The sequence below is a fragment of the Streptomyces sp. NPDC101393 genome (assembly GCF_044767385.1).
GTDB lineage: Bacteria > Actinomycetota > Actinomycetes > Streptomycetales > Streptomycetaceae > Streptomyces.
In genome coordinates, this window is the sequence record NZ_JBIWNU010000003.1 from 151,293 (window position 1) to 177,367 (window position 26,075).

A 26,075-nucleotide genomic window follows, 5' to 3' on the forward strand; every position below is an offset into this window, starting at 1 on the left:
CGATGCTGTCCGCTCTGCTCCACGACGACCCGCACACCGTCGGGCCCTACCGTCTGCTGGCCCGGCTGGGCAGCGGCGGCATGGGCACGGTCTATCTGGCCCGCACGCCGGGCGGGCGCACCGTGGCCGTCAAGACCCTGCACCAGCGTCTGACAACGGACACCGCACTGCGGACCCGCTTCCAGCTGGAGGCGGACGCGGCGCGGGTGATCGGCGGGCGGCACGGTGCCGCGGTCCACGACGCCGACCCGTCCGCGCCCCGGCCCTGGCTGGCGACGGAGTACGTGATCGGCCCGCCGCTGGACGATGCGGTGCGGGCCGGCGGCACTCTGCCGGAGACCGCCGTGCGGGTGGTGGGTGCCGCCCTGGCGGAGGGGCTGGCGCAGTTGCACCGCTCGGAGGTGGTGCACCGTGACCTCAAACCGTCCAACGTCATGCTGACGACATCGGGCCCGAAGATCATCGACTTCGGCATCGCCCGAGCGGTCGGCGAGGAGCCGCTCACCCATGCCGGCGGCGCCGTGGGGACTCCTGCCTTCATGTCACCGGAGCAGACCGCGGGCCTCGAACACGGCGCGGCGGGCGATGTCTTCGCGCTCGCCGGGGTCCTGGTCTTCGCCACGTCCGGGCACGGGCCGTTCGGCTCGGGGCAGGCCGCCGACCTGCTGTACCGCGTCCGGTACGCGGAGCCGGATCTCGGCGGGGTGCCGCCGGAGCTCGTCCCGGTGCTCGCCCGCTGCCTGGCCAAGGACCCGGCTGAGCGCCCGACGACCGGCGAGCTGGCCACGGCGCTCGCCGAGGGGGCGGATCCGCACCGCTTCGCTGACGTACTGCCGGACGCCGTGCTGCGGGAGATCGTGCGGCGCGGCGAGGACGTGTGGCGGCAGCCCCCGGACCGCCGGGCACCCCCTCCCCCGGAGGCGCCGCCGGAGGCCGCGCCGGTGCGGCCCGGTATGTCGCGCCGCCGGATGCTGGCGGTGGCCGGCGGTGGCTCGCTCGCGGGAGCGGGTCTGGCGGGTGGCGGGGTGTGGGCCTGGCTCGGCAGCCGTGACGGGGCGCGGGACGCGAAGGGCGGCACGGTCGCGAAGAAGCCGAAGGCGCCGTCCCGGCTGTGGACGTTCGCCGTGCGCCGCCCGGACAGCGGTGGCGACGTCCTGTTGGCGGCGCGTGGGTTGGCGGTCCCGGCGGGCATCGTGCTGTCCGGCGTCAACCCCGAGAGCGGTGAGGGCACCTGGCAGACGAACATGGCCGACACCTGGCGGTCGGCCTCCGACGGCACGACGGTGTACGCGCTGCGCGAGCACGACGAGGGTGCCGAGCTCGCCGTGTGCGAGATCGACCCCACCGACGGGCAACCGGGCAAACCGCTGGTCGAGGTCAAGGACCTCGCCGGCGGCGAGGCCCGCAATCAGCTGCTGTGCGTGGTGAAGGGGCGTGCCTACGTGGTGGCACGCGCCTCGTCCGGCAAGCGCTGGTACCTCGTCGCCCTCGACCTGCGCGGCGGGCGGGAACGCTGGCGCAGCCCGGTGGACGCGGCGGCGCAGGAGTACGCACCACCGATGCTCTGCGGTGCGGTCAGCGGCGACGCTCTGGTGCTGTGCCGGGCCGATTCGGGCATCGAGTTCCTCCGGCTGTCGGTGCACGCCCTCGCCGACGGGAAGAAGCGCTGGTCGCTCTCCGAGCCCTACTCCGGCACGCCCCCCACCCGACTCGTCCATGACACGCGGCACGTCTACCTCAGCGACGAGACGCTCGGGGCCCGCAAGCTCTCCGACGGCGGCATCGGCTGGCTCTTCGGCACCACGCGTGACGTCGGCGGCAGCGCGGGCGAGACCCGGTTGTACGGGGCGCCCGCCCTCCGGGACGGAGTCGTCTACTGCACCGAGGGCGACCGCGGGGTGGTGGCCGTCGACGCCGTCACCGGCAGCATCAACTGGCTGGAGAAGGACCTGAGGGGCCGGCACCTCAACCGCGATGTGCCGCCGGTGGTCGGCAAGAAGTTCGTCTACAGCCTCGATGACAAGGGGCTGCGCGCCGTGGACCTGCGCACCCACCGCGCGGTGTGGACGTACGAGACCGACGCGACCGTGCTGACCGCCGACCACGGGCGTGGCCGCCTGTACGTCCGCGAGGAGCGCGCGACCTTCGCCCTGCCGCTCGCCTGAGCGCCGCCCGCCACCACCAAGGAGACACCCGACGTGAAACCGCTCGGCCCCGGAGACCCGCTCCGCCTCGGCCCGTACCGCGTCGTCGGGGTGCTCGGCGAGGGCGGCATGGGCAAGGTGTACTTCGGGCGGGACGCGGCGGGCACGCCGGCGGCGGTGAAGGTGCTGCTGCCCGAGCTGGCGGACGACGAGCACCTCGCGGAGCGCTTCGTACGGGAGGCGCAGACGGCGCGCGCGGTGACCAGCGAGGGCGTGGCCAGGGTTCTCGGCGCGGACCTGGAGTCGGGGCGCCCGTGGATCGCGACCGAGTTCCTCGCCGGGCCCACACTGGACGACGCGGTGCAGCGGCACGGGCCGTTCGGCGATGCCCTGCTGCGGGAGGTGGCGCGTTCCCTGGCCTGCACCCTCCGGGACATCCACGCCGCCGGACTGGTCCACCGCGACCTCAAGCCGTCCAACGTCGTGCTGACCTCGCGCGGCCCGCGGGTCATCGACTTCGGCATCGCCCGCCCCGAACACGGCCTGACGCTCACCCGGACCGGCCAGATCCCGGTCACGCCCGGCTACGGGGCGCCGGAGCAGGTGCTGGGGCGGCGCGTCGGACCGGCGGCGGACGTCTTCTCCCTCGGGACGGTCCTCGCGTTCGCCGCGGGCGGGCGGCCCGCGTACGCGGGTACGGAAGTGGCGGCGGTGCTGTACGAGGTGGTGCACGGCTCCCCCGACCTGGAGTGGGTGCCGGGTGCGCTGCGGTATCTGCTCGAACCGTGCCTCGCCAAGGACCCGGCCGCCCGCCCGCTCCCCGCGCAGGTCGCCGACGCCGCCCAGCCTCCTCACCGCGCCGAACGGCTGTGGAAGACGGGGCCGTTGGCGGACGAGATCCGGGAACGGGAGGCCGCGGCCCGGCGTCTGATCGGCGACGCCAAACGGGCCGGCCCTCCGCCGCGCCGGGAACCGGCCACCGGAGCGGACGGCTCCCGCCCGAGCCGTCGGCGCCTGCTGATCGCCCTGGCGGGCGGCGGCACCCTGCTGGCGGCCGGTGGCGGTGGCGCGGCGTGGTGGCTTTCCGGTGCCGACGCGCCCTCCGTCCCGTCCGATCCGTTCGACGTGCCACCGGCCGCTGCCCTGCGGCCCGCGGCACTCGGCACCGACACCGGGACACCGCAGCCCCTGTGGGCCCCGTTGCCGGGTGTGGCCGACGTCGGGTCGCCGCCGCCGCTGCCCGTGCGGGACGTGGTGGTGTTCGCGGCGGCCGGCGGGGGCATCGCCGCTCACCGGGTCACGAACGGCAAGCAGCGGTGGCGGGCCGGCGACGCACACGCCGACGCCGGATACCTGTCGATAGCCGACCGGCTGGTGGCCACCGCGGACGCGGACGGGGTGCTGCGCACCTATGTGGCCTCGACCGGCGCCCCCAGGTGGACCGCCGAGGCGAAGGCGAGCGCCCTGTTGGCCGCCGACGCCGACCACGTCTACGTGCTGACATCCGAGGGCGCCCTGCGCTGCGTCGCCACGGCCGATGCTCGGGTGCGGTGGACCCGGCGTCCTGCCCTGGCGCTGACCGGCGGACGTCCGGTGGCGGCGGTCGGCGCGGGACTCCTGGTCGTGTGCGGCGCCTCGGGGGACGTGGTCGCGGTGCGCGCCCGCGACGGCGCGCGGGCGTGGGTTCGCAAGGGCCAGGCCGCTGCCGCCCTGCCGCCCGCCATCGACGGCGGCAGCGTCTTCCTCGGCGGCCACACCCTCGCGGCGATCCGCGCGAGCGACGGCAAGGAGCTGTGGAGCCGCGATCCGTTCCGCCCCGTGCGGCGGGGGGCCTACGGCTGGGGTCCGCCCACCGTCGCGGGAGGCGTGGTGTGCACGCTGGACAGCGAGGCGCTGCGGTTTCTCCACCCGGACGGCGAGGAGGCGAGCACCGCGGCGATCGTGGCGGGGGTGACCCCGCCCTGGCAGCCGCCGGTCGTCCAGGCGGGCAGCGTATGGGTGGTGGAGAGTCAGGACACCGGCGTGAGCGGCGTCCCGCGGGCCGGCCGCAGCGTCGCCCAGACGTACCCGCTCACGGGTGGTCAGGGGCGTTCGGCGGCGGGCGAAGGCAACCGGCTGTTCGTCCTCAACTCGGGGACGCTGGTGGCGCTGCCGGTGTTCTGAGGGCTGCCGCCGCCCTGCCTTGCGGGCATGGCGGCGACAACCCCTTCGCCGTGTCCTATGACAGGCCGGCCACTCATCGCCCGCGTGCACGGCGCCCCCAGGTCAATACACCTGGAACACCTAGAAGCTGAAGGTCATGAACGCGCCGTATCCGCCCGCGGCCGCCTCGGCGAAGAAGGCGACCAGTTCCTCATAGGGGCCCTCCAGCCAGTCCAGCTCGCTGGGCGGGTAACCCCGTTGCTGCTTCATCCGCTCCGCGTCGTAGTGGACCGCCAGCCGCTCCCACGGAGTCGCCTGCAGTTCCCGTGCCACGCTCTCGATCTGCTCCGCGGACCACGCGAAGAGGGTCCCGTCCTCCAGGAGCTGGTCCCCGTCCATCAGGAACTCGAGCCCCACGTCCGCCCCGTCCAGCAGGAACTGGAGATCGGCCCACGCCTTGCCCGGACCGTCGTGGGGACGCTTGGCGTAGGCGTCGCCGTCATACAGCTCGCCGACGAACGCATCTGCCCAGCCGGGGTCCTTCTCCGCCCTCTCCAGCTCCTCGGTCGTCGCGCTGATGAACGCCATGCTCACGCCCATGGAAAGCAATCCCCCTTGTTTCACGGCCTGTTCGGTCCCTTGCTCGAACCGCGACGGCGAGTGTTCCACACGGCACTGACAACCGGGCCGCCCCCGGGACGAACGGCTCTATGGGACCCGTCCTGGGGCCAGGGCCTACAGCACGAAGCCGTGCGGGAACGGGTCGCGCGGGTCGAGCACGTAGGTGGCGCTGCCGGTGATCCAGGCCCGGCCCGAGAACTCGGGGACGACGGCGGGCAGTCCGCCCACCTCGGTGGTGCCGACCAGCCGCCCGTGGAAGCGGGTGCCGATGAAGGACTCGTTGACGAACTCGGTGTGCAGCGGGAGCTCTCCGCGCGCGTGCAGCTGCGCCATCCGCGCCGAGGTGCCGGTGCCGCAGGGGGAACGGTCGAACCAGCCGGGGTGGATGGCCATCGCGTTGCGGGAGTGGCGGGCGGTCGAGCCCGGCGCGAGGAACTGGACGTGCTTGCAGCCGCCGATGAGCGGATCGGCCGGGTGCACGGGCCGGTTCTGCTCGTTCACCGCACCCATGATCGCCAGACCGGCCGCGAGGATCTCGTCCTTGCGTGCGCGGTCGAACGGCAGCCCGATCCGGTCGAGTTCGACGACGGCGTAGAAGTTTCCGCCGTAGGCCATGTCGTAGCGGACCGTTCCGAGCCCCGGGACGCGGACCGTCGCGTCGAGTTCGAGGGCGAAGGCGTCCACGTTGCGCAGCGTGACCTGTTCGGCGGCCCCGTCGCGGACGGTGACGCGTGCCTCGACCAGTCCGGCAGGGGTGTCGAGGCGGACCACGGTCTCGGGTTCGGTGACCGCGACCATCCCGGTCTCCACCAGCACGGTGGCCACCCCGATGGTGCCGTGCCCGCACATCGGCAGGAATCCGCTGACCTCGACGTAGAGCACCCCGTGGTCGGCATCCGGACGGGTCGGCGGCTGCAGGATCGCGCCGCTCATCGCGGGGTGGCCGCGTGGCTCGTCGACGAGGAAGCGGCGCAGCGGGTCCAGGTGGTCGACGGCGTGGCGCCGGCGTTCGGCCATCGTGTCACCGGGGACGGTCGCCACACCGCCGGTGACGACTCGCGTGGGCATGCCCTCGGTGTGCGAGTCGACGGCGGAGATGCGGCGCACCTTCGGGGCTCCTCCCACTCCCCCGGTGCCGCCCATCAGACGCTCCGTTCGCCGAGCGCTGCCACGGCTCGCGCCATATCGGCCTCGACCCGTTCGCGCAGGGCGGGCGGCAGCGGGCCGCGCGGCGGCCGGCAGGGGCCGCCGAAGCGGCCGACGCGGTCCATGCCGAGCTTGATGGCCTGCACGAACTCGGTGCGGGAGTCCCAGCGGAAGGCCGCGACGAGCGGTTCGTAGAGTGCTCGGGCGTCGGCCGTCCTGCCTGCGATGGCGAGCGCGAACAGGCGTGCCGACTCCGCGGGAAAGACGTTCGGGAATCCGGCGAACCAGCCGGTGGCCCCCATCAGCAGACTCTCCAGTACGACGTCGTCGGCGCCGCTGATCACCTCCAGGCCGGGCGCCTGCTCCTTGATCTCCAGCACCCGCCGTACGTCCCCGGAGAACTCCTTCACGGCGACCACGTTGTCCAACTGCGCGATGTCGGCGAGGAGTTCCGGGGTCAGATCGACCTTGGTGTCGATGGGGTTGTTGTAGACCATCACCGGCAGGCCGACGGAGGCGACGGCCTCGTAGTGCGCCAGCACCTCGCCGTGGTTGGCGCGGTACATCGTCGGCGGCAGGCACAGCACTCCGTCGGCGCCGTCCTCGGCGGCGGCCTCCGCCCATCGCCTGGCCTGGTGCGATCCCACGCCGTGCACGCCGACGATCACCGTCGCGTCCGCGCCCACCGCCTCGATCGCGGTGCGGGCGACGGCGCGGCGTTCCTCGTCGGTCAGTGACGAGTACTCCCCCAGCGAGCCGTTGGGCCCGACGCCGTCGCAGCCGTTGTCCACCAGCCACCGGCAGTGGGCGGCGTACCGGTCGTGGTCGACGGCGAGGCCTGCGGGTGCGCCGGCCTTCTCGTAGTAGGGCAGGGCGGTGGCCACGACGACGCCACCGAGAGGGCCGGTCTGCTGGGTTCCGCTCATCAGCTGTTCTCCTCGGTCGGGGAGGGATCGGGGGGGTGCGGTGGGGCGTACTGCTCGGGAGCGGCGGCGAGTTCGCCGAGCCGGAGGGGCTGGGCGACGGGTCGCCGGTGCGAGGTGGCGGGCGGCAGCCCGTCGGCGGGCGGTTCGCCGCCGGAGCGGGCGGGCCCGTCGGCCGGGGTGGCGCACAGCCGGGCACGGAGTTCGGCGACGGTGGGGCCGCAGATCCTGGCCTGGCACGGGCCGAGCCCGGCCCGGGTCCGGAGCTTGGCGACCCGGTCGGCCGCCCCGGCGGGGTCGGTGGCGGCCCGGCAGAGCGCGCCGTAGTCGGTTTCCTCGCATCGGCAGACGACGGTCTCGGGGCGCAGCCACCCCGGCCAGCCGGCACCGATGGGGTGCGCTCGGGCGAGGCGGGCGGCGAAGGCGCGGCCCTGGTCGCGGCTGCGGCGCAGCGGGCCGAGGGTGACTGCGGCCGGGTCGCCGCCGCCTGCCAGCCACCCCGCGAGGGCGCCTTCCGCGCGGGCGGCGGGGGCCCCGGCGATCCCGGTGATCTCGCCGACGGCAAACACCCCGGGGCAGCTGGTGCGCTGATCGTCGTCGACGGCGACGAACTCCTGTGCCGGGGCGTCGGATTGACCGTCCGGCGGGGTGCCGCGCAGCGCGCAGCCGGCGGCCACGGGCAGCTCCAGCTGCGGGCTGAAGCCGTGGGTGACGCATACGGCATCCACCGCCAGGGTCCGTTCGCTGTGCGGCACCACGGACCAGTCGGTGCGCAGCCGGGCGGTGACGACCTCCTCGACGCGGCCTTCGCCACGGGCCTCGACGACGGCACGGCCGGTCCGGTAGGGCACCCGGTGTCGCGCCAACGCCCCTGCATACCGGGCGAGTTCGCCGGACTTCCCGGCCATCGACGGCAGTTCCCAGGGCCGCCGGGACCAGCCCCGCGCCAGGACGGCCGGGCGGTTGGCCTCCAGTACGGCCGCCACCTGTGCCCCGGCCTCCAGCAGCGTGGCCGCGACCGGCAGCAGGAACGGTCCGGTGCCCGCGACGGCGACGCGGTCGCCGACCAGCACCCGCTCCCCTTTGGCCAGCGCCTGAGCGGCACCTGCGGTGCAGACGCCCGGCAGCTCCCAGCCGGGGAACGGCAGCATCCGGTCATGCGCGCCGACGGCGAGCACCAGGGCGTCGCAGTCGAGCACGAGGCGGCGTCGGTCCGAGCCGTCGGCGGGCCCGCGCACCACGTGGACCCGAGGCGGGCCGGGTCGCCGCGGCTCGGGGCGCTCCAGTGCCCACACCACGGCCTCGGGCCACCACGCACAGCGCGGATGCGCGAGCAGGCGCCGCCGCCTGCGGTCGAAGGCGCGCCACCCGTGCTGGATCCGCTCCGGGTGGGTGGCCGCGTACTCCTCGGGCAGCATCCGGTGGTACTGGCCGCCGGGCAGGTCGGCCGCGTCGATCAGCGTCACCCGGGCACCGGCCGCCAGCGCGCCCTCTGCGGCGGCGAGTCCCGCGGGCCCGGCGCCGATCACCACGATGTGACGACTTGTCATCGCTTTTCCTCGGCCGGGGAGTTGTCTGCCTTCCGAGGTGCGTCGGAGGCGGCCCGGGACTGGGTGATCACCGCGTCGCCGTCCCGCGCCCGTCGGCGGCACGCCCGCACATCGCGTTCCCCGCCCACCGTCACCAGGCAGTCGAAGCAGACCCCGATCCCGCAGAACACCCCGCGGGCCGCGCCGGACGGGCCGCGGCGCCAGGCCGGGCGGCCGGCGGCCAGCAGCACCCCCGCGAGGGTCTGGCCCGCGATACCCTCCACCGTCTCGCCGTCGACGGTGATGCGCAGCGGCCGTTCCCTGCGCCCGGTGACGTCTTCATCGGCCCGGATGCGTCGGGGGCTCATGCCGTCTCCTCGCTTCTCGGTGGTGCGTCAACGCCCAGCACGGCGGGCCGGTTCACCCGGAATGCGGTCGCGTCGATCTCCGGCGGCTCCTGGAGCAGCAGATTCCGCAGCAGCCGCCCCGTACCGGCCGCCAGTCCGATACCGGCGCCCTCGTGACCGCCTGCATGCCACAGGCCGGGCAGCCGCGGATCGGGGCCGATGACGGGCAGGTGATCGGGGACGTACGGCCGGAAGCCTCCGTAGGCGCGCATCACCGGCACCTGCGCGAGCATCGGGAACAGCCGCAGCGCCTTCACTGCGATCGCGGAGAGCACCTCCGGCCGCAGCCGGTCGTCGAAGCCGACCCGGCGGCGCGAGGAGCCGAGCAGCAGGCTGCCGGCGCGGGTCGACTCGACCACCGCCGACGTCTGCAGCTCCTGCGCGCTGCTGCCGACCGCGCTCACGTAGTCCGCGTCGTAGACCTTGTGGAAGACCGTCGGCGGAAGGGGTGTGGTGACGAGCACATCGCCGCGCCGGGGCCGGACGTCGATCGGCGCGCCGAGCCGGGCGGCCAGCTCCCCGGCCCACGGCCCCGCGGCATTGACGAACACGTCCGCTTCCACCGGCCCGAGGGAGGTGCGCACCGCGGTGAGGCGCCCGCCGCGGGTGACCCCCGCGAGGACCTCGCACCCGGTCCGCAGCCGCGCGCCCGCCGCTCGGGCGTCCAGCAGCAGGGCGGTGGCGGCCGCGGCCGGCTGCACCTGGGCGTCGGCGGGGTAGTGCAGGGCGAGGGTGTGGTCGCGGGTGACGAAGGGTTCGGCGGCGGCGAGCGCCTTGTCATCGAGCGTCTCGGACCGTACGCCGGCGGCGAGTTGGTCCGCGGCGAACCGCCGCAGCCCGTCGGCGCCGGCGTCGGTGGTCGCGAGGACGATGCCGCCCTTGGGCTCCCATTCGACCGCCCGCACGGCTCGCGCCGCATCGTCGGAGCGGGCGCCGATGGCGGTGAGCAGCTCGGGCCACAACCGCCGGGAGAGCCGGGCGAGTTCGAGCTCCGGGCCGGGTCCCTTGTCGGAGAGCAGGATGTTGCCCTCTCCGTGCGAGGTGGTGGCCCCAGCGGCGCCGCCGCGGTCGAGAACGGTGACCTCGCAACCGGCCCGCGCCAGCTCGCGGGCGCAGGCGGCGCCGACGATCCCGGCGCCGAGAATGCCCACGCGCGTTCCGTTCACCACGCCTCCAGCGTTCGGTAAAGCGAACGATTTGAGGTTAGGAGGGGGGTGAGGACGTGTCAACGGTTCGCTCGGCACGCGGCGGCGACCGCCCCGGCGGCAGCCGTCCGGCCTCCGGCGCAGCGCCGGGCCGTCAGGCGGGCCTCACCGGGCGGGCATCAGCCGCCCGGCCCGTCCAACGGGTGTCAGCCGCCGGATCCGTCCGGCACCCCGTGCGGGGCGGCGTCGTGCAGCCGCTGATCCGCCCGGTACTGCAGCAGCAGTACCGAACGCACGCCGTCGCCGTCCGCCACATAGCTGTGCGGCAGGACGGCGTCGAAGCCGACGTAGTCACCGGGACCGAGATCCACCCGCTGCCCGTCCACCTCCACACCCAGCCGGCCGGACTGCACGATGGTGTGCTCGGTCCCCACATGACCGAGCGAGTTCTGCCGGCAGCCGGCGCGTACCTGCTGGTCGTAGACCTCCACGATGACCTCGCCCGCCTCGATCCGCTGCAGTGGACGCAGGTCGACGCCCTCGCCGCTGAGCACCTCCACCTGCTCGCCGCGCACCACCCTGAGCCCTCCGGGCGGGCGGGTGTCCAGCAGTTCGGACACCGGCACCTCCAGCGCCCGGGACAGACTGAACACCGTCTCGATCGTGGGATTTCCGGTGCCGGACTCCAGCTGCGACAGCGTCGCCTTGCCGATCCTGGACCGCCGGGACAGCTCCGAGAGGGACAGACCCCGCCGGGTCCGGGCCCGCCGGAGATTGGCGGCCACCATGTCCCGGATCGACCCTTCGGGGTCACCCATCCCTGTCTCCTTCATCCCGGGCCGGCACCGGCGGGCGCCGACCGCCGGCGTTCGTTCCACAGAACACGGAGTCTACGACGCGTTCGCCGAACCGATCGATGCTCCTCATGTCACCGCGTCACCGCGTCACCGCGCAGCAGCAGGGCGGCCAGCGCGAGAGCACTGCCGCGCGGGGCGGCGAGGTCGAGGCCGGTGAGTTCGGTGATGCGCGCGAGCCGGTTGTCCACGGTGTTGGGGTGCAGCCCCAGGTGGCGTGCGCTGCTGCGGCGGTCCTGCCGGTGTTCGAGGTGGACGCGCAGCGTCTCGACGAGTTCCGGCCGGTCGCCGATGGGGTCGAGGAGGGCAGCGATCCGGTCGCTGCTCTCGTTGCGCCGGGAGAGGTGGAATTCCAGCAGCACGTCTTCCATACGGTGCCACCCGGCGGGCCGCCCGCAGGCGCGGGCGACCCGCACGACGTCCGCCGCGGTGCGGGCGGCGGCGGGGATCTCCGAAGCGGCGCCGGCGGTCACCGCCGCCATCCGGACGCCGTCTCCGCAGACCTTCCCCAGGCGGTCGGCCAGCTCCTCGCAGGCCCGCCGGCCGGCCGTACCGTCCGTCCACCGCGGGACGACGGCCTCGCCCCCGCCGGCGCCGAGCAGGCAGACCGCTTCGCCGCCGAAGGCGCGGTCGAGGGCGGTCTGGACGCGTCGGGTCGTGCGGCGGACCGCGACGGCCGACGCCGACGGGTCACCTTCCGGGGGCAGTTGGAGGTGGAGGACGAGGGAGCGGCCCTCCAGGCCCAGTTCCTCGAAGGCGCGCAGCGGCGGCAGGGAACCGTCCAGCAGTCCGCGTACCAGGGAACGGTGGTGCTCACGGCGTTCGGCGGAGAGCGCGGCCTGTTCGTCGAGATAGGTCTCGGCGACCACGCCGATGATGGCCTCGTGGCCGCGCAGCAGGAAATCCACGAGTTCGATGAGGGCCCCTTCCTCCTCGCTCGTGGCCTCGTCCCGCAGCGCCTGCCACAGGACGTAGACGGCCATCGAGTGACTGCGCAGCAGGGTGTGCAGGGGCATGCCCTCCTCGGCGCGCTGCGCGGCACGTTCGCGAAAGAGCCGGTAGTCGCCGGAGTGGCCCTGGGTGCCGCGCACCCGTCGCAGGAAGAGCCGCAGCCCGTTGCGCACCGTGGCGGCGATCTCCACGTCCTTGACGTCGGCGGGGAGCTCCGGGTAGCCGGGGAGCTGCTCGAAGGTGTCGCGGGTCATCCGGCGGGCGAGCTCGTTGACACGGCTCTCGCACCGGGCGGCGAGTGTCCGGGCGCCGGGCGAGAGCGCCGGGTACGCCCGGCGGCGGGCGGGCGGTGGCTCGGGAGGCACGGTTCCTCGCCCTTCTCACGGCTCGACTGTGACGGATCACAGTACGCGCGGGCTGCCGCTGTGAGGGAGACGGGTGTCCCCTGCCCGCTCACCGTCCCAGACTCGACGGACATCGGCAGGCCACCGCGAGCCGCAGGACGGTGGCCGCACGCAGAACGCCCGAGGAGCCTGAGCTATGACTGAGCACAATTCCCTTGGCAGTGTGGAGTATGTGGAGTACGCGGACCGGGTCTGGTCCGGCAAGGACAATCTGCTGGCGCACTTCAGCGGCGCGTTCACCGGTAAGGACCTGGTGCGCATCGGTGAACGGACCGGATTCTTCCCGGCGTTCGCCAATGTGGCCGTGTTCGACACCGGTGAGGGGCTGCTGCTGGTGGACTCCGGTGACTTCCGTACGGCGTCCCCACTGCACGACGCGGTACGCGGCTTCTCGGCCGCCCCGGTGCGCTCCGTGGTGTTCACCCACGGCCATGTCGACCATGTCTTCGGCGTCGGGCCTTTCGACGCGGAGGCCGACGACGGCGGGCGGGAACGCCCCGAGGTCATCGCGCACGAGGCGGTGCCGGCCCGCTTCGACCGCTACCGGGAGACGGCCGGCTACAACAGCTGGATCAACCGCCGGCAGTTCGGCGTGCCCTCCCTGGAATGGCCGACCGCATACCGCTACCCGGACACCACCTACCGCGACCGGCTGACCGTGCGCAGGGGCGAGCTGACCTTCGAGCTGGTGCACGCCCGCGGCGAGACCGACGACCACACCTATGTGTGGATCCCGGAACTGCGCACCCTGTGCACGGGCGACCTCTTCATCTGGAACTCGCCCAACGCCGGCAACCCGCAGAAGGTCCAGCGTCACCCCGTGGAGTGGGCGCGGGCGTTGCGGGCCATGCAGGAGCTGGGCGCGGAGGTGCTGCTCCCCGGGCACGGCGTGCCGATCCTCGGCCCCGACCGCGTCCGGCAGGCGCTGGGCGACACCGCGGAGCTCCTCGAATCGCTCTGCACCCAGACCCGCGACCTGATGAACAGCGGAGCGCGTCTCGACGCGGTGCTGCACGGCGTCACGGTGCCGGCGGGCCTCCTGGAGAAGCCGTATCTGCACCCGGCCTACGACGAACCGGAGTTCGTCGTACGGAACCTGTGGCGGCTGTGGGGCGGCTGGTATGACCAGAACCCGGCGCACCTCAAGCCGGCCCCGGAAGCCGCGCTGGCCGCGGAGCTGGCCGACGCGGCGGGCGGGGCACGGACGCTGGCCGACCGGGCCCAGCAGCTGCTCGCCCGTGGGGAGATGCGGCTGGCCTCGCACCTCGCGGAGACCGCCGCGCTCGCCGCGCCGGAGGACCGGGAGGTGGCCCGGGTGCGAGCCGAGGTCTTCGGTCGGCGGGCCGAGCGGGAGACGTCGACGATGGCGCGCGGAGTGTTCCATTGGGCGGCGGCGGAGTCCGCGGCGGTGGCGGCGGGAACGGACACCGCGACCGAGCTGACGCGCAGCGAGGAGGGCCGCAGGCGGGCGGCGGGGGCCATCAGCGTGGGGGTGGTGGAGGACGACTCCTGCGGCTGCGGCGCTCCGGAGGACGACGGCGCAGAGGGAGGCGCCTGACCGTGGACACGACGACGGGTGTGGTGCGGCACCCGGGTCCGGGCCACGCCCCGGGCGTCCGCCGGCAGGCATGGACGACCACCTGGCTGCTGTTGGTCTTCATGCTGGTGAACTTCGCCGACAAGGCCGTCCTGGGGCTGGCCGGGCCGCAGGTCATGGCGGAATTCGGTCTCACCCGCCAGGAGTTCGGCGTCGCCCAGGCCGCGTTCTTCGGTCTGTTCTCGCTGTCCGCGGTGGGGGTGACGTTCCTGACCCGCAGGGTGCGTACGTCGGTGCTGCTGGTGCTGATGGCGGTGCTGTGGTCGGTGGCGCAGTTGCCGATGCTCTGGGGCGCCGCGGGATTCGGTGTGCTGATCGCCACCCGGGTGCTGCTGGGCCTCGCCGAGGGACCCGCGGCGCCCGTGGCCGTGCACCACGTGCACGGCTGGTTCCCCCAGGAGGAGCGCACGCTGCCGACCGCCGTCCTCATGGTGGGCGCGGCGGCGGGCGTGGCGGTCGCGGCGCCGACGCTCGGCGCGGTGATCTCCCACTTCGGATGGCGCTGGGCGTTCGGGGCGGCGGGCATCGCGGGTCTGCTCTGGGCCGCGGTGTGGGCCGTCAAGGGCAGCGAAGGTCCGCTGGCACCGCCGGTGGGCCCGGCGGCCCGGACCGTTTCCGACGGGCCCGGCGTCGACGGGATCCCGCTGCGTGCCGTCTTCTGCTCGGGCACCTTCCTCACCGCCGCACTGGGCGCCTTCGCGGCCTACTGGGTGATGAACGTCAAGCTCACCTGGATGCCGGACTACCTGCAGTCGGTGCTGGGATGGGATCTCGGACAGGCGAGCACCGCGGTCGGGGCCGGTGCGATCGCCAACGGCGCGGTGCTCCTGGCGCACGGGCTGCTGGCGCGCCGGACAGCGCGGCGCGGCACGCCCGGCAGGCTGCCGGACGGTGCGGGCGCAGGTCTGCTGCTGATCGTGTCGGCATGCGCGGTGACGGTGTTCGCCACGGTGGACGTGCTCTGGGTGCGGATGGCGATGATGGCCGGCCCGATGGCGGTGGCCCTGGTGATGCTCACCGCCGCGCAGACGGCCATCGCCCGGATCGCCCCGCCCCGCCAGCGCGGTGTGGTCCTCGGCGCCCTGGTGGCGGTCTTCGCCCTGGGCGGGATCGTGTCCCCCTTGGTGCTGGGGTGGATCGTGGACGGTTCCGCGACGGTCGCCGCCGGATACCGGAACGGCTGGCTGCTCACGGCCGCTCTGCTGCTGGTCCCCGGCATCCTCGCGGCGCTCTTCCTCCGTCCGGAGCGGGACGCGCGACGCCTTGGTGTGCCGCGGGCTCCGGCGGTCGGCGCACCCGTGGCGCACTGATGCCCCCGGGTCCGCGGCGTATTCGGTCAGCGCGTCGGGCCGCTGCCGTACGGCCCGTAGAGATCCAGCAGGCGGGTCCGGGTGGACGTGAGGCGGTGGCCGACCACCTCGGCGACACAGCGGGTGATCACCTGCCCCAGCACCGGGTCCTCCTCGCACAGGCCGCGCACCCCTGGCGCGTCGAATTCCAGTGCCCGCACCGGGCTGTTGGTCTCGGCGCCCAGCTGCCAGACGTGCGGCGGGATCAGCCACGACCAGCCGAGCATTTCCTGCTGACCGATCCTGTCGACCGCGGCCGCGCGACGGCCGGGGACATGCACGTCGAGGACGACCGTTCCGGAGTGCACGATCCAGAACCGGTCGGCCCTGCTGCCCTGATGAAAGACGCGGGCGCCGGCCGGGAAGGACACCTCGGTCGCGAACCCCAGCAGCCGGTCGCGGCCCGCGGGCGACAGCATTTCGAGCAGATTCCGTGTGGCGGTCATGACGTTCCTCCGGTACTCGGCGTCACGTTCTCCCCTGCCCCGCCGTGGGGCGTCCCCGCCGTCAGCTCCGCAGCAGCGCGGCGAGCACCTCGGCCTGGCTGATCTCGGGGTGCCTGGTCGCCGTGACCAGCGTCAGGGTTCCCCCCTTGGCCAGGTCGCGCAGGTGCGCCAGCGCGTCGGCGTGCTCGGAGTCCTGGAGTTCGGCGCGATACCGGCGGTTGAACTCCTCGAAGAGTTCGGGGTCGTGGCCGTACCACTTGCGCAACTCCGTGGACGGTGCGACGCCCTTGCACCACTCGTCGAGGTGGGCCTTGTCCTTGCTCAGTCCGCGCGGCCAGAGACGGTCGACCAGCACTCTGGCGCCGTCGCCCCGCGCCGGGCTCTCATAGACGCGCCGGACCCGCACCGTGGCCTTCCCAGCCATGGGCCGCTCCTCCTCGTACACCGATTCCGTACGGCGGTGTCCTCCACCGGTTCACGTACACCGTTGTCCTGCGCCGGTGTCGTACGCCGATGCCGTCCGCCCCGGACGTGCCCTCCCGGAACGGATGTCTTCCACGCTACCCGGACCTCACCGGGTCCGCCGTGGGCCGCAAAAAGGCGGGCCGCCCCGGTCGACGCCGTAACCCGCCGGTCCGCTGTTTCCGGTAGCCGGTCGGCGCTTCCGGGGCCGTCGGGCGGGTGCTTTCGCCGGCGCAGGGGCAAAGAAGCAGGTCGAGGGCTGGTCGGGCCCTCGCGCGAGACTTGAGGATCCCCTTGACCACCGACGACCACCGCCGTCGTGCCGGACGCCGTGGCCCTCGGCGCCGCTGCCCCCTGGGGGATCCCTCACCGTGAACAGACGCACCACCACGCTCGCCACCGCGGGCACCTTCGCCTCCTCCGCCGCGCTCCTCGCCGGTGTCATGGCCGTCCCGTCCGCCGTCGCGGACGGGAGCGCGTCCGCGCACCGGCCCGGCGGCGGCGCCGAGGCGAGGGGTGTCGCCCTCGCCGCCGCGCGGGCGGCCAAGGCCGGCATCGACTGGCAGGACTGCCCGAAGGGCTGGGGCCAGAAGGCGCCCGTCCAGTGCGGATACGTCACCGTCCCCGTCGACTGCGCCCGGCCCGACGGGCCCGCCGTCAAGCTCGCCGTCGACCGTGCGCGCAGCACGGGCAGCACCGGCGAACGCCAGGGCTCGCTCCTCTACAACCCCGGCGGGCCCGGCGGTTCCGGTCTGGACTTCCCGTCACGGGCGACCGGGAAGGACCCCGTGTCGGCCAGGACCGCGAAGGCGTACGACTTCGTGGGGTTCGATCCGCGGGGTGTGGGGCATTCGGCGCCCGTCTCCTGCATGGATCCGCGGGAGTTCGCCACGGCGCCGAAGCCGGACCCCGTCCCGGACGGTGCGGGCGACAAGCGGGCGCACCGCAGGCTCGCGGCGCAGTACGCGAAGGGGTGCACGGAGCGCAGCGGCGACCTGGTGCCGCACATGACCACTCCGGACACCGCCCGTGACCTGGACGTCATCCGTGCCGCGCTGGGCGACAAGAAGATCAATTATCTCGGCGTCTCCTCCGGCACCTACCCCGGCGCCGTCCATGCCGATCTGTTCCCCACCCACGTACGACGGATGATCTTCGACAGTGTGGTCAACCCCGCCCGAGAGAAGGTCTGGTACGAGGGCAACCTCGACCAGGACGTGGCCTTCCAGGGCCGCTGGAAGGACTGGACGGCGTGGGTCGCCGAGCATGACGGCACCTACGGCATGGGGACACCCCGGACACGGTCCGGCGGCAGTGGGAAAAGCTGCGCGCCGCCGCGAAGCAGCACCCGGTCGGCGGCGGGCTTGGACCGCTGTCTTGGTGTCCACCCTGCGAGACAGCGGGCGCGGATGGCCACCGTTGTCGTCCATGTCACAGCACGGCGGCCCCCCTTCGCGGACCTGCGTCAGCGCAGCACCCCCCAGCGGCCGCCCTTCGCCGTGGCCACCAACTCCCGGACCGTGGCGAGCTTGACGCGCGGGCGGCCGGCGCGGCGGCCCCGGGTCAGCTCGGCCCGGTTGATCGCGGCCAGGCCACGGGCGTCGATGACCTGGCGGTTGCTGCGGCGGGCGAGCCGGTCGAACGCCTTGGGCGCGCGGGTGGGCGCGGCCAGTGAGCCGTCGATGGCGTCGGCGAGCAGGGTGCCGACCGTCTCGGCGGCGCAGGTGCGGTTGGCGCCGATGCCGCCCGAGGGGCCGCGTTTGATCCAGCCCACGACGTAGGTGCCCGGTCGGCCGGTCACCCGGCCCGCCTCGTGCGGAACGGTGCCGGTCGCCTCGTCGAAGGGCAGCCCGGCAACGGGCACGCCGCGGTACCCCACGGCCCGCAGCAGCATGCCGGACGGTATCTCCCGCTCCTCCGTACCGTGGGTGACGCGGACGGCCGCCACCTTCTCGCTGCCGTCGCCGCCTGTCGCCGCCACCGGCGCGGAGTGGAAGCGGAAGACGATGCGCCGCCCCGGTGCCGGCGCGCCTGCCCAGTCCGGCTCGGCGCGCGCGACTCCTTGCAGGACCGCGGCCTTCTCCTTCGGCCCGGCCGCGTCGATGGTCGCACCGGTCCGCCGGTCGTGGTCGTCCACCACCAGCTCCACACCGTCCAGATGCTTGAGGGCGAGCAGCTCGGACCTGGTGTACGCGGCATGTTCGGGACCGCGGCGTCCGAGCAGCACCACTTCGCGCACCGCGCTGGTGCGCAGGGCTTCCAGGGCGTGGTCGGCGATGTCGGTGCCGGCCAGCGTCCCGGGGTCCGCGACCAGGATCCGGGCGACGTCGAGGGCGACATTGCCGTTGCCGACCACCACCACGCGCTCGGTGGACAGGTCGATCGCGTCCGGTGGGACGTCCGGATGGGCGTTGTACCAGGACACGAACGTGGTCGCGGAGAGGCTGCCCGGCAGGTCCTCGCCCGGGATCCCGATCCGGCGGTCGGCGGAGGCGCCCACGGCGTAGATCACCGCGTCGTGGTGCGCGGCGAGTTCCTGCGGCGAGATGTCCCGGCCCACTTGGAGTCCGAGGTGCATCCGTACCCGGGGGTGGGTGTGGAAGCGCGCGAAGGTGTCACCGACCTTCTTGGTCGCGGGGTGGTCCGGCGCCACGCCGTAGCGCACGAGGCCGCCGGCCACGGGCAGCCGGTCGATCAGTGTCACCTGGGCGTTGGTGTGCAGCAGCAGGTCCTCGGCGGCGTACATACCGGCCGGGCCGGTGCCGACGACCGCCACCCGGAGCGGCGCGAAGTCGGACGGCAGGCTGCGCTCGAAGGTCGGCTCGCCCCAGGTGTGGAAGTTCGGGCTGTCGCCGCCCGGCCGGGGCTCCTCCTCGGCCCGCTCCTGGTCCTCGAAGTACGCCGCGTTGATCCCGGCGTACTCCCGCTGCGCACCGAAGAGGCTGTCGGCCGGGAAGATCGCGTCCACCGGGCAGGCGTCCGCGCAGGCGCCGCAGTCGATACAGGTCTTCGGGTCGATGTACAGCATCTCCGTGCTGCCGAACGCCCGCTCCTGCGGGGTCGGATGGATGCAGTTGACCGGGCAGACGGCGACGCAGGTGGCGTCGCTGCAACAGGTCTGGGTGATGGCGTAGGTCATGTCGTCCGCTCAGATCAGGTCGCGTCAGATCAGGTTCGCGCGCTTGTAAAACATCAGCGCCGGTTTGGTGAGCAGGCGGGCCGAGGCCAGGAAGTCCATCAGGCCCGAACAGCTGGAGCGCATCATCGACTTGTGGTGCTCATTGGCCTTCGCCGCGCCGACGGCGCGCTCCTTGTCGAGCCCGGCGTTCCGGTAGACGTCCTTGTTCACCATGCTGGTGACGATGAAGTAGGACGCGATCGCGACCACGAAGGCGTTGATCTGCCGGCGCACCCAGCCGGCGCCCTCCAGCCGCTTGAGGGTCTCGTCGCGGGCGAACTTCATGTGCCGGGACTCCTCGACGACATGGATGTTGTTGATGGTGCGGACGAACGGCACGACCCGGTCGTCCCGCATCCAGTCGCGCTGCATGACGTCGAGGACCTCCTCGGCGACCAGGATGGCCGCGTAGGCGGCCTCGCCGAAGGCGAGTGTCTTGAAGGCCCGGCCGAGCTCGATCACCATCCGGTGCGGGCGGTACGCCGGGGCTCCCAGCTTCTGGGCACCACGGGCGAACATGATCGAGTGCCGGCACTCCTCGGCGATCTCGGTGAGCGCCCATTGGAATCCGGCGCTGGTCGGGTCCTTGGCGTAGATGTCCCGCATCACCATCTGCTGCAGGATCATCTCGAACCAGATGCCGGTGCTGGCGACCGAAGCGGCCTCGTGCCGGGTCAGCTCCTTGCGCTGCGCGTCGGTCAACTCACCCCAGTACGCCGTGCCGTAGAGGGTGCTCCACTCCGGGCTCGCGCCGTGGAACTCCTTGTCCAGCGGCGTCTGCCAGTCCACCTCGGTGGCCGGGTCGTACGACAGCGTCGCGGCCGAGTCGAGCAACCGCTGGGCGACGTCGTCGTCCTGGAGTCGGTCGTGGGTCTCCGGTCGAGCGGTGCTGCTTGCCATGCTGCGGCTCCTCGAATTCCGAGTGCGACGGGTCGTGGTGTCCTTGTGCGGTGCCGGGTTCATTGCCGGGGAGCGTTTGCCGGGAGCGGTGGCGCGCGGAGGTGGCGCGCACGGGGGCGTCGTGGCCGGCGGGGGTGGGCAGGCCCGACGTGGCGGTGTACGTGCACAGCGCTCCCGCGCACTCCCGCTTGTTAGACGGACCGTATAACAAGCGTGCCGACAGGCCTACCCCTCGGTAAGAAATCCGCGCTCCCCCGCCCGTCCCCCAGGGGCCTGCCGGGAGGCGGGCACGGTCGGCCCGCTGATCCCTGGTGACGGGATTTCTCGTTCCCTCCTCCGGCCGGACGTGCTGCAATACCCCAACGCGCTGGATGTCTACGGGGGTTGCCGATGGTGCAGGTACGCGATGTGGTGCGCGACGTGGTGGCGGAGCATGCGGCGCACGAGCTGCCGCTCGTCGAGGGGCTGTGCCGGTACGACGACGACCGGGTGATCCGCACCCTGACCGGGAGCCGGCCGCGCGAAGAGCCCCTCGGCTTCGGGTACGCCGAGGCGGCCGCCCTGGTCACCCCCGTCGTCTGGCTGGTCCTCGACCAGGCGGCCAGACGAGGCGTCGACGTGCTGGCGGAGCACCTGGCGGCACAGGGACGAGGGCGGCTCCGCCGGTTGCTGCGCCGCGCTCCACAGACTCCGGCCCGGGTGGTCATCGAGCTGGAGCCCGGCGAACTGGCGCTGGTCCGTCAGCACATCGTGGCGCGCGCCACCGAACAGGGCATCGGCCCTCAGGAGGCCGAGATCCTGGCGAACGCCGTGGTGGCGCGGCTCGCGACGACGGGCCACGAGGAGGAGGGACCCGCCCCGAACGGCGCCGGCTCCTGACCGGAGCAGGCCGGGTCGCCGGGCTGCGTCACGCGACCACGGAGCCCGGGGCCGGGGCCCGGGGCCGGGGCCGGGGCCGGGGCCGGGGCCGGGGCCGGGGCCGGGGCCGGGGCCGGGGCCGGGGGAAATCGAGCGGCCGCCAGAGGGCCAACGAGGTGCGTGCGCAGCGGGACCGGGCCGCACCTCAGGTCCGTGTGTCCGCACCCGCGGCGTTCACCGCCCCGGTGCGCCCGCCCGGAGTCCGTCCATGACGAGGTCGAGGAGGCGGCCGGCCCGCGCCTGCCAGTTGCCGTGCGGGTCGATCTGCCAGAGACCGGCGATGGCGAGCACGAAGTCGTCGGGAGTCACCCCGGGGCGGATGGTGCCCGCCTCCTCGTTCGCCTTCAGCAGGAGCGCCACGGCCGAGGTCACCTGGCCGTGGCCCAGCCCGGCCAGGGTGCCGTGCGCACTGGTGGCCTTGCGCATCGCGTCGGCCAGACCGGCCTTGGCCATGGCGTACTGGGCGAGGCGGTCCATCCATTCGCGCAGCGCCTGGTCCGGTGGCCGGGTCGCGAGGAGCTGGGACGCGGTGTTCGCGACCTGCTGGACCTCGTAGCGGTAGACCTCCAGCACGAGCGCCTCGCGGTTGGGGAAGTTGCGGTAGAAGGTGGCCTGGCCGACGCCGGCCTTCTTCGCGATCGAGCTCAGCGGGGCATCGGCCGAGCGCGTCAGTTCCGCCAGGGCCGCGTCCAGAATGCGTTCACGATTCCGTTGCGCGTCCGAGCGCAGCGGCGCGTCCTTCTTGTGTGGGTGCACTCGTCCTCCTTCCGGGAATCACGGACACCCGGTCCACGGTCGGCATACCGTCGGCCTACGATCCGTTCACGGCCTGGGCCCGAGGTCGGCCCACGGATCGACCTTGCTAACCGGACAGGTGTCCGGTAGGTTTCCTACCTAATGGACAGCTGTCCACTTAGCCTCACCTTAGCGGCAGATCCGGACGGTGTGCCCCTCGCCCACCACCTCCGGCGTCCTCACCGATGCCGCCCTTGCACAGTGCCATCCCTCCCGAGCCGCCTCCGGGACCGCCCTTCCTCCGCTCCCGCCCCTGCGGGTCGGCAGGCCACCGGGCCGGCAGGCCAGGGAGGGGCGGCCTCCTGGTCGACCACGTCGGCGTCAGGGCCCGCGCCCCGGCGCCCGCTGCGCCTCATATACGCGAAAGAAGGCTGATCATGGCCCTATCGACGTCCAGCGCCGTCACCTTGAACATCAACGGCCAGAAACACTCGCTGCCCGTCGACCACCGCACCACCCTGCTCGACGCGCTGCGCGAGCGCCTCGATCTGACGGGCACCAAGAAGGGCTGCGACCACGGTCAGTGCGGTGCGTGCACGGTGCTGCTCGACGGGCGCCGGGCCCTCTCCTGCCTGCAGCTGGCGGTGGCCGCCGAGGGCCGCGTGGTCACCACCATCGAGGGCGTGGCGGACGGTGACCAACTGCATCCCGTCCAGCAGGCGTTCCTCGATCTCGACGGCTATCAGTGCGGCTACTGCACGCCGGGCCAGGTCTGTTCGGCCGTCGCCGTGATCGAGGAGCACGCGGCGGGCTGGCCGAGCGCCGTGACCGCCGACGTACGGCCCGAGGCGGGGGTGCCGCCGCTGTCCGAGGAGGAGATCCGGGAGCGGATGAGCGGCAACCTCTGCCGCTGCGGCGCGTATGTGTCGATCGTCGAGGCGATCGCGCGGGCAGCGGCCGAGGCCGCACCGCCCACGCCACAGCAAGGCCCCGGCTCCGACGCGGCCGGCGCGGAGGTGACGGCATGAGGGAGTTCGGATACGAGCGTGCGCTCGACGTCTCCGGCGCGGTGGCACTGCTCGGCGCGGATCCCGAGGCACGCGCCCTCGGCGGCGGCACCAATCTCGTCGACCTGATGAAGGCGGGCGTGGAGCGGCCGGCGCTGCTCGTCGACGTACGCGAGCTGCCGCTCGACACCATCGAGACCACGGAGGACGGCGGGCTGCGCATCGGCGCGACCGTCACCAACAGCGATCTCGCCGCCCACCCCGAAGTACGGCGCCGCTACCCGGCATTGACCGAGGCCGTGCTGGCGGGCGCGTCGGGCCAGCTGCGCAACATGGCCACGGTCGGCGGGAATCTGCTCCAGCGCACCCGCTGCGGCTATTTCACCGACACCAGCAAGCCGTGCAACAAGCGCGCCCCGGGCAGCGGTTGCCCCGCCATCCAGGGCGAGCACCACACGCACGCGATCCTCGGCGCCTCCGCGCACTGCGTGGCCGTCCACCCCTCGGACATGGGAGTGGCGCTCGCCGCCTTCGATGCCGTCGTGACCTACGAAACGGCGGACGGTCCGGGCGAGTTGACGCTCGCCGAGTTCTACCGGCCGGTGGGTGAGACACCCCATCTTGAGACCGCACTGCCGCCCGGCGCCCTGATCACCGGCCTCGTCCTGCCGCCGGCTCCGGTCGCCGCCGCCTCCCGCTACCGCAAGGTGCGCGAGCGCGCGTCGTACGCCTTCGCGATCGGTTCGATCGCCGCCGCGCTCGACGTCCAAGGCGGTGTCGTACGCGAGGTGCGCCTCGCGTTCGGCGCGGTCGCGTCCCGGCCGTGGCGCGCCCTGGAGGCCGAGCGGGTGCTGACCGGCGGCCCGGCCACCGCCGAGGCGTTCGCCGCCGCCGCGGATGCCGAGCTGGCGGCCGCCGAGCCGCTGCCCCACAACGGATACAAGGTGACCCTGATGCGCAACCTCGTCGTGGCCCTGCTGACCGAACTCACCGAGGAGGCCGCGCGATGACCACCACGACCGATACCACCGCGGTGACGGGGGCCGTCGGCACCGGCCACACCCGGGTGGAGGGCCTGGACAAGGTCACCGGGAAGGCGCGCTACGCGGGAGAGGTGCCCTTCGCCGAACTCGCCCACGGATGGCTGGTGTTGTCCACCATCACCCGCGGCCGGATCCGTTCCGTGGACGACGGGCCCGTCCTGGCGATGCCCGGCGTCCTCAGTGTCCTGCACCATGAGAACGCCCCGCGCGTCAACGGCGAATACCTCGGCATGATGGGGAAGCCCGACCCGACCGTCACCGTCTTCCAGCACGACCGGGTGCCGTGCGCGGGCTGGCCGGTGGCCCTGGTCGTCGCCGAGACGCCGGAGCAGGCCCGGGAGGCCGCCGAGGCACTGGTGGTCGAGTACGACGAGGAGCCGCACGACGTGGCGTTCTCCGCGGAACGCGCGGGCACGTACACGCCGGAGGGCTCCCCCGAGTCGGCGAAGGGGGACCTCGACGCCGAGCTCGCCGCGTCCGCGGTCGTCGTGGATGAGGAGTACACCACCCCGGAGGAGCACCACAGCGCGCTGGAGCCGCACGCCGCGATGGCCCGCTGGGACAGCGGACGCCTCGAAGTCATCGACTCGAACCAGGGCAGCATGTGGGTGGCGAGCGAGCTCGCCCAGCTGTTCTCGCTGGATCCGGCCTCCGTGCGGGTACGGTCCGAGCACGTCGGCGGCGCCTTCGGGGCCAAGGGGATCCGCCCCCACCAGGTCTGCGCGGTGATGGCCGCGACGGTCCTGCACCGTCCGGTCCGGGTGGTGCTGACCCGGCGCCAGACCTTCTCGCTGGTCGGCTACCGCAGCCCCACGGCGCAGCGGGTCCGGCTCGGCGCCGATGCCGACGGACGGCTGCGGGCCTTCAGCCACCAGGCGCAGTGCCTGTCGTCGACGGTGCACGAGTTCGTCGAGCGGAGCGCCGATCCGGGGCGCGTGATGTACGACGCGGACGCGCACCACACCGTCAACCGCCTGGTGCGGCTCGATGTGCCGACCCCGACCTTCATGCGCGCGCCCGGTGAGGCGCCGGGCTCGTTCGCGATGGAGTCGGCGCTCGACGAGCTCGCCGAGAAGTGCGGCATGGACCCGATCGCGCTGCGCGCCCGCAACGAACCGGACGCGGGGCCCGTCTCCGGGCTGCCGTTCAGCAGCCGCAATCTGCTCAGCTGCTTCCAGGAGGGCGCCGACCGCTTCGGCTGGGCACGCCGGGACCCGCGTCCCGGCGTCCGCCGGGAGGGGCGCTGGCTCCTGGGGACCGGTACGGCCGCGGCCTCCTTCCCGTCGGGGGTCGCGCCGTCCACGGCGGCCGTGACGGCGGAGGCGGACGGCACCTTCACCGTGCGGATCACCGCGGCGGACGTCGGAACGGGGGCACGGACCGCGCTGACGCTGATCGCGGCGGACGCGCTGGAGGTGGAACCGTCGCGCATCCGGATGCGGATCGCGGACAGCGACTTCGGGCCGGCGATGGTCGCCGGCGGGTCGATGGGCACCCGCTCCTGGGCCTGGGCGGTCACGATCGCGGTGGCCGAGCTGCGGGAGCGGCTGGCCCTCGGCGGCGGAATCCCGCCGGAGGGGATCACCGCGCGCTCGGACACCAGCGAGGCGATCGGTGCGCTGGCGAGCAAGGAGCGGCACTCCTTCGGAGCGCAGTTCGCCGAGGTCGCGGTGGACGTCACCAGCGGTGAGGTGCGCGTACGGCGGATGCTCGGCATCTTCGCCGCGGGCCGCATCGTCAATCCGCTGACCGCGCGCAGCCAGTTCATCGGCGGGATGATCTGGGGCCTTTCCATGGCGCTCCACGAGGAGGCGGTGCGCGACCGGAACTCGGGCAGCCACGTCGGCGCGGACCTCGCGGGCTATCACGTCGCCGCGAACGCCGACGTCCCGCGGATCGAGGCGGACTGGGTGGCCGACCCGGACGAGGACGACCCGGTGGGGATCAAGGGCATCGGCGAGATCGGGATCGTCGGAGCGGCGGCGGCGATCGCGAACGCGGTCTGGCATGCGACGGGGGTCCGTCACCGTCAGCTGCCGATCCGGCCGGACCGTGTTCTGCTGGCGGGAGACGCACCCGGCGGGGACGGCCCGGCCGGCGCACCGGCCGGCTGAGCCCCGGCGGCCGGCCGGCCGCCGGCCCACGTCAGATCCGCGCAGGAGAAGGAGACCGAA

The 26,075-nt window shown here is 73.4% G+C and carries 21 protein-coding genes and 1 pseudogene; 9 read left to right on the top strand and 13 right to left on the bottom strand.

All coding sequences use genetic code 11. The features are described 5' to 3' along the window. Window positions 1–2 precede the first annotated feature (2 nt). Window positions 3–2,165 (top strand): protein kinase, encoded by a 2,163-nt coding sequence (locus tag ACIRQ7_RS10560; RefSeq protein ID WP_404261534.1) that lies wholly within the window; start codon window positions 3–5, stop codon window positions 2,163–2,165. 33 nt (window positions 2,166–2,198) lie between these two features. Then, complete coding sequence (locus ACIRQ7_RS10565; RefSeq protein WP_404261535.1) at window positions 2,199–4,307, top strand: protein kinase; 2,109 nt, start codon at window positions 2,199–2,201, stop codon at window positions 4,305–4,307. A gap of 120 nt (window positions 4,308–4,427) precedes the next feature. Here ACIRQ7_RS10565 and ACIRQ7_RS10570 read toward each other — a convergent pair whose 3' ends face one another. From ACIRQ7_RS10570 to ACIRQ7_RS10605, 8 genes are all read right to left on the bottom strand, one after another. Beyond that, window positions 4,428–4,886, bottom strand: coding sequence for a DUF1877 family protein (locus ACIRQ7_RS10570; protein WP_404261537.1), 459 nt, complete (start codon window positions 4,884–4,886; stop codon window positions 4,428–4,430). A 135-nt stretch (window positions 4,887–5,021) separates the two neighbouring features. Further along, window positions 5,022–6,050: a proline racemase family protein gene (locus tag ACIRQ7_RS10575; RefSeq protein ID WP_404261539.1), complete on the bottom strand. Its 1,029-nt coding sequence runs from the start codon at window positions 6,048–6,050 to the stop codon at window positions 5,022–5,024. Beyond that, window positions 6,050–6,979: a dihydrodipicolinate synthase family protein gene (locus tag ACIRQ7_RS10580; protein WP_404261541.1), complete on the bottom strand. Its 930-nt coding sequence runs from the start codon at window positions 6,977–6,979 to the stop codon at window positions 6,050–6,052. Before ACIRQ7_RS10580 ends, ACIRQ7_RS10575 begins: the two co-directional genes overlap by 1 nt. Further along, complete coding sequence (locus ACIRQ7_RS10585) at window positions 6,979–8,526, bottom strand: FAD-dependent oxidoreductase (protein ID WP_404261542.1); 1,548 nt, start codon at window positions 8,524–8,526, stop codon at window positions 6,979–6,981. The genes ACIRQ7_RS10580 and ACIRQ7_RS10585 overlap by 1 nt, the downstream gene beginning before the upstream one ends. Continuing rightward, window positions 8,523–8,873 carry a (2Fe-2S)-binding protein gene (locus tag ACIRQ7_RS10590; protein WP_404261544.1) on the bottom strand — a complete coding sequence of 117 codons (351 nt, stop codon included), beginning with the start codon at window positions 8,871–8,873 and terminating at the stop codon, window positions 8,523–8,525. Before ACIRQ7_RS10590 ends, ACIRQ7_RS10585 begins: the two co-directional genes overlap by 4 nt. Beyond that, window positions 8,870–10,078 (bottom strand): NAD(P)/FAD-dependent oxidoreductase, encoded by a 1,209-nt coding sequence (locus tag ACIRQ7_RS10595; protein ID WP_404261545.1) that lies wholly within the window; start codon window positions 10,076–10,078, stop codon window positions 8,870–8,872. Before ACIRQ7_RS10595 ends, ACIRQ7_RS10590 begins: the two co-directional genes overlap by 4 nt. Before the next feature lie 185 nt (window positions 10,079–10,263). Next, window positions 10,264–10,875, bottom strand: coding sequence for a helix-turn-helix domain-containing protein (locus tag ACIRQ7_RS10600; RefSeq protein WP_404261547.1), 612 nt, complete (start codon window positions 10,873–10,875; stop codon window positions 10,264–10,266). A gap of 110 nt (window positions 10,876–10,985) precedes the next feature. Continuing rightward, window positions 10,986–12,227 carry a helix-turn-helix domain-containing protein gene (locus tag ACIRQ7_RS10605; RefSeq protein ID WP_404261549.1) on the bottom strand — a complete coding sequence of 414 codons (1,242 nt, stop codon included), beginning with the start codon at window positions 12,225–12,227 and terminating at the stop codon, window positions 10,986–10,988. Between the two features lie 175 nt (window positions 12,228–12,402). On the opposite strand from ACIRQ7_RS10605, the gene ACIRQ7_RS10610 reads away from it, so the two are divergent. After that, window positions 12,403–13,824, top strand: a complete 1,422-nt coding sequence (locus tag ACIRQ7_RS10610; RefSeq protein ID WP_404261551.1) for an alkyl sulfatase dimerization domain-containing protein — start codon at window positions 12,403–12,405, stop codon at window positions 13,822–13,824. Between the two features lie 2 nt (window positions 13,825–13,826). Continuing rightward, window positions 13,827–15,173, top strand: a complete 1,347-nt coding sequence (locus tag ACIRQ7_RS10615; protein WP_404261552.1) for an MFS transporter — start codon at window positions 13,827–13,829, stop codon at window positions 15,171–15,173. A 26-nt stretch (window positions 15,174–15,199) separates the two neighbouring features. Here the strand turns inward: ACIRQ7_RS10615 and ACIRQ7_RS10620 are convergent, their stop codons facing one another. Beyond that, window positions 15,200–15,658 (bottom strand): Crp/Fnr family transcriptional regulator, encoded by a 459-nt coding sequence (locus ACIRQ7_RS10620; RefSeq protein WP_404261554.1) that lies wholly within the window; start codon window positions 15,656–15,658, stop codon window positions 15,200–15,202. 61 nt (window positions 15,659–15,719) lie between these two features. Next, window positions 15,720–16,082: a DUF488 domain-containing protein gene (locus ACIRQ7_RS10625; RefSeq protein ID WP_404261556.1), complete on the bottom strand. Its 363-nt coding sequence runs from the start codon at window positions 16,080–16,082 to the stop codon at window positions 15,720–15,722. 481 nt (window positions 16,083–16,563) lie between these two features. On the opposite strand from ACIRQ7_RS10625, the pseudogene ACIRQ7_RS10630 reads away from it, so the two are divergent. Then, window positions 16,564–17,492 (top strand): annotated as a pseudogene (locus ACIRQ7_RS10630) (alpha/beta fold hydrolase); the annotation flags it as partial. Window positions 17,493–17,585: 93 nt separating this feature from the next. Here the strand turns inward: ACIRQ7_RS10630 and ACIRQ7_RS10635 are convergent. Then, a complete protein-coding gene (locus ACIRQ7_RS10635) occupies window positions 17,586–19,259 on the bottom strand; it encodes an FAD-dependent oxidoreductase (protein ID WP_404261558.1) in 1,674 nt (557 codons plus the stop codon). Window positions 19,260–19,283: 24 nt separating this feature from the next. Then, window positions 19,284–20,198 (bottom strand): diiron oxygenase, encoded by a 915-nt coding sequence (locus ACIRQ7_RS10640; protein ID WP_401466081.1) that lies wholly within the window; start codon window positions 20,196–20,198, stop codon window positions 19,284–19,286. Between the two features lie 390 nt (window positions 20,199–20,588). On the opposite strand from ACIRQ7_RS10640, the gene ACIRQ7_RS10645 reads away from it, so the two are divergent. Further along, the gene (locus ACIRQ7_RS10645; protein ID WP_404261559.1) at window positions 20,589–21,077 is read left to right on the top strand and encodes a hypothetical protein; all 489 of its coding nucleotides are present in this window, start codon (window positions 20,589–20,591) and stop codon (window positions 21,075–21,077) included. 213 nt (window positions 21,078–21,290) lie between these two features. Here ACIRQ7_RS10645 and ACIRQ7_RS10650 read toward each other — a convergent pair whose 3' ends face one another. Next, a complete protein-coding gene (locus ACIRQ7_RS10650; RefSeq protein WP_404261561.1) occupies window positions 21,291–21,872 on the bottom strand; it encodes a TetR/AcrR family transcriptional regulator in 582 nt (193 codons plus the stop codon). Window positions 21,873–22,288: 416 nt separating this feature from the next. Between ACIRQ7_RS10650 and ACIRQ7_RS10655 the strand changes: the two genes are divergently transcribed. From ACIRQ7_RS10655 to ACIRQ7_RS10665, 3 genes are read left to right on the top strand one after another with little or no spacing between them, the layout of a single operon-like run. Beyond that, on the top strand, window positions 22,289–22,879 hold the full coding sequence (locus ACIRQ7_RS10655; RefSeq protein WP_404261563.1) for a (2Fe-2S)-binding protein: 591 nt from the start codon (window positions 22,289–22,291) through the stop codon (window positions 22,877–22,879). Continuing rightward, complete coding sequence (locus tag ACIRQ7_RS10660) at window positions 22,876–23,868, top strand: FAD binding domain-containing protein (protein WP_404261565.1); 993 nt, start codon at window positions 22,876–22,878, stop codon at window positions 23,866–23,868. The genes ACIRQ7_RS10655 and ACIRQ7_RS10660 overlap by 4 nt, the downstream gene beginning before the upstream one ends. Continuing rightward, window positions 23,865–26,015: a xanthine dehydrogenase family protein molybdopterin-binding subunit gene (locus tag ACIRQ7_RS10665; protein WP_404261567.1), complete on the top strand. Its 2,151-nt coding sequence runs from the start codon at window positions 23,865–23,867 to the stop codon at window positions 26,013–26,015. The genes ACIRQ7_RS10660 and ACIRQ7_RS10665 overlap by 4 nt, the downstream gene beginning before the upstream one ends. Window positions 26,016–26,075 lie beyond the last annotated feature (60 nt).

What these genes read in the sequence shown, in the direction of transcription:
- ACIRQ7_RS10665 (WP_404261567.1), top strand. Translation starts at nt 23,865, where the DNA reads ATGACCACCACGACCGATACCACCGCGGTGACGGGGGCCGTCGGCACC.
- ACIRQ7_RS10620 (WP_404261554.1), bottom strand. Translation starts at nt 15,658, where the DNA reads ATGACCGCCACACGGAATCTGCTCGAAATGCTGTCGCCCGCGGGCCGC.
- ACIRQ7_RS10590 (WP_404261544.1), bottom strand. Translation starts at nt 8,873, where the DNA reads ATGAGCCCCCGACGCATCCGGGCCGATGAAGACGTCACCGGGCGCAGG.
- ACIRQ7_RS10570 (WP_404261537.1), bottom strand. Translation starts at nt 4,886, where the DNA reads ATGGGCGTGAGCATGGCGTTCATCAGCGCGACGACCGAGGAGCTGGAG.
- ACIRQ7_RS10610 (WP_404261551.1), top strand. Translation starts at nt 12,403, where the DNA reads ATGACTGAGCACAATTCCCTTGGCAGTGTGGAGTATGTGGAGTACGCG.
- ACIRQ7_RS10600 (WP_404261547.1), bottom strand. Translation starts at nt 10,875, where the DNA reads ATGGGTGACCCCGAAGGGTCGATCCGGGACATGGTGGCCGCCAATCTC.
- ACIRQ7_RS10585 (WP_404261542.1), bottom strand. Translation starts at nt 8,526, where the DNA reads ATGACAAGTCGTCACATCGTGGTGATCGGCGCCGGGCCCGCGGGACTC.
- ACIRQ7_RS10660 (WP_404261565.1), top strand. Translation starts at nt 22,876, where the DNA reads ATGAGGGAGTTCGGATACGAGCGTGCGCTCGACGTCTCCGGCGCGGTG.
- ACIRQ7_RS10640 (WP_401466081.1), bottom strand. Translation starts at nt 20,198, where the DNA reads ATGGCAAGCAGCACCGCTCGACCGGAGACCCACGACCGACTCCAGGAC.
- ACIRQ7_RS10580 (WP_404261541.1), bottom strand. Translation starts at nt 6,979, where the DNA reads ATGAGCGGAACCCAGCAGACCGGCCCTCTCGGTGGCGTCGTCGTGGCC.
- ACIRQ7_RS10560 (WP_404261534.1), top strand. Translation starts at nt 3, where the DNA reads ATGCTGTCCGCTCTGCTCCACGACGACCCGCACACCGTCGGGCCCTAC.
- ACIRQ7_RS10645 (WP_404261559.1), top strand. Translation starts at nt 20,589, where the DNA reads ATGGTGCAGGTACGCGATGTGGTGCGCGACGTGGTGGCGGAGCATGCG.
- ACIRQ7_RS10625 (WP_404261556.1), bottom strand. Translation starts at nt 16,082, where the DNA reads ATGGCTGGGAAGGCCACGGTGCGGGTCCGGCGCGTCTATGAGAGCCCG.
- ACIRQ7_RS10575 (WP_404261539.1), bottom strand. Translation starts at nt 6,050, where the DNA reads ATGGGCGGCACCGGGGGAGTGGGAGGAGCCCCGAAGGTGCGCCGCATC.
- ACIRQ7_RS10635 (WP_404261558.1), bottom strand. Translation starts at nt 19,259, where the DNA reads ATGACCTACGCCATCACCCAGACCTGTTGCAGCGACGCCACCTGCGTC.
- ACIRQ7_RS10655 (WP_404261563.1), top strand. Translation starts at nt 22,289, where the DNA reads ATGGCCCTATCGACGTCCAGCGCCGTCACCTTGAACATCAACGGCCAG.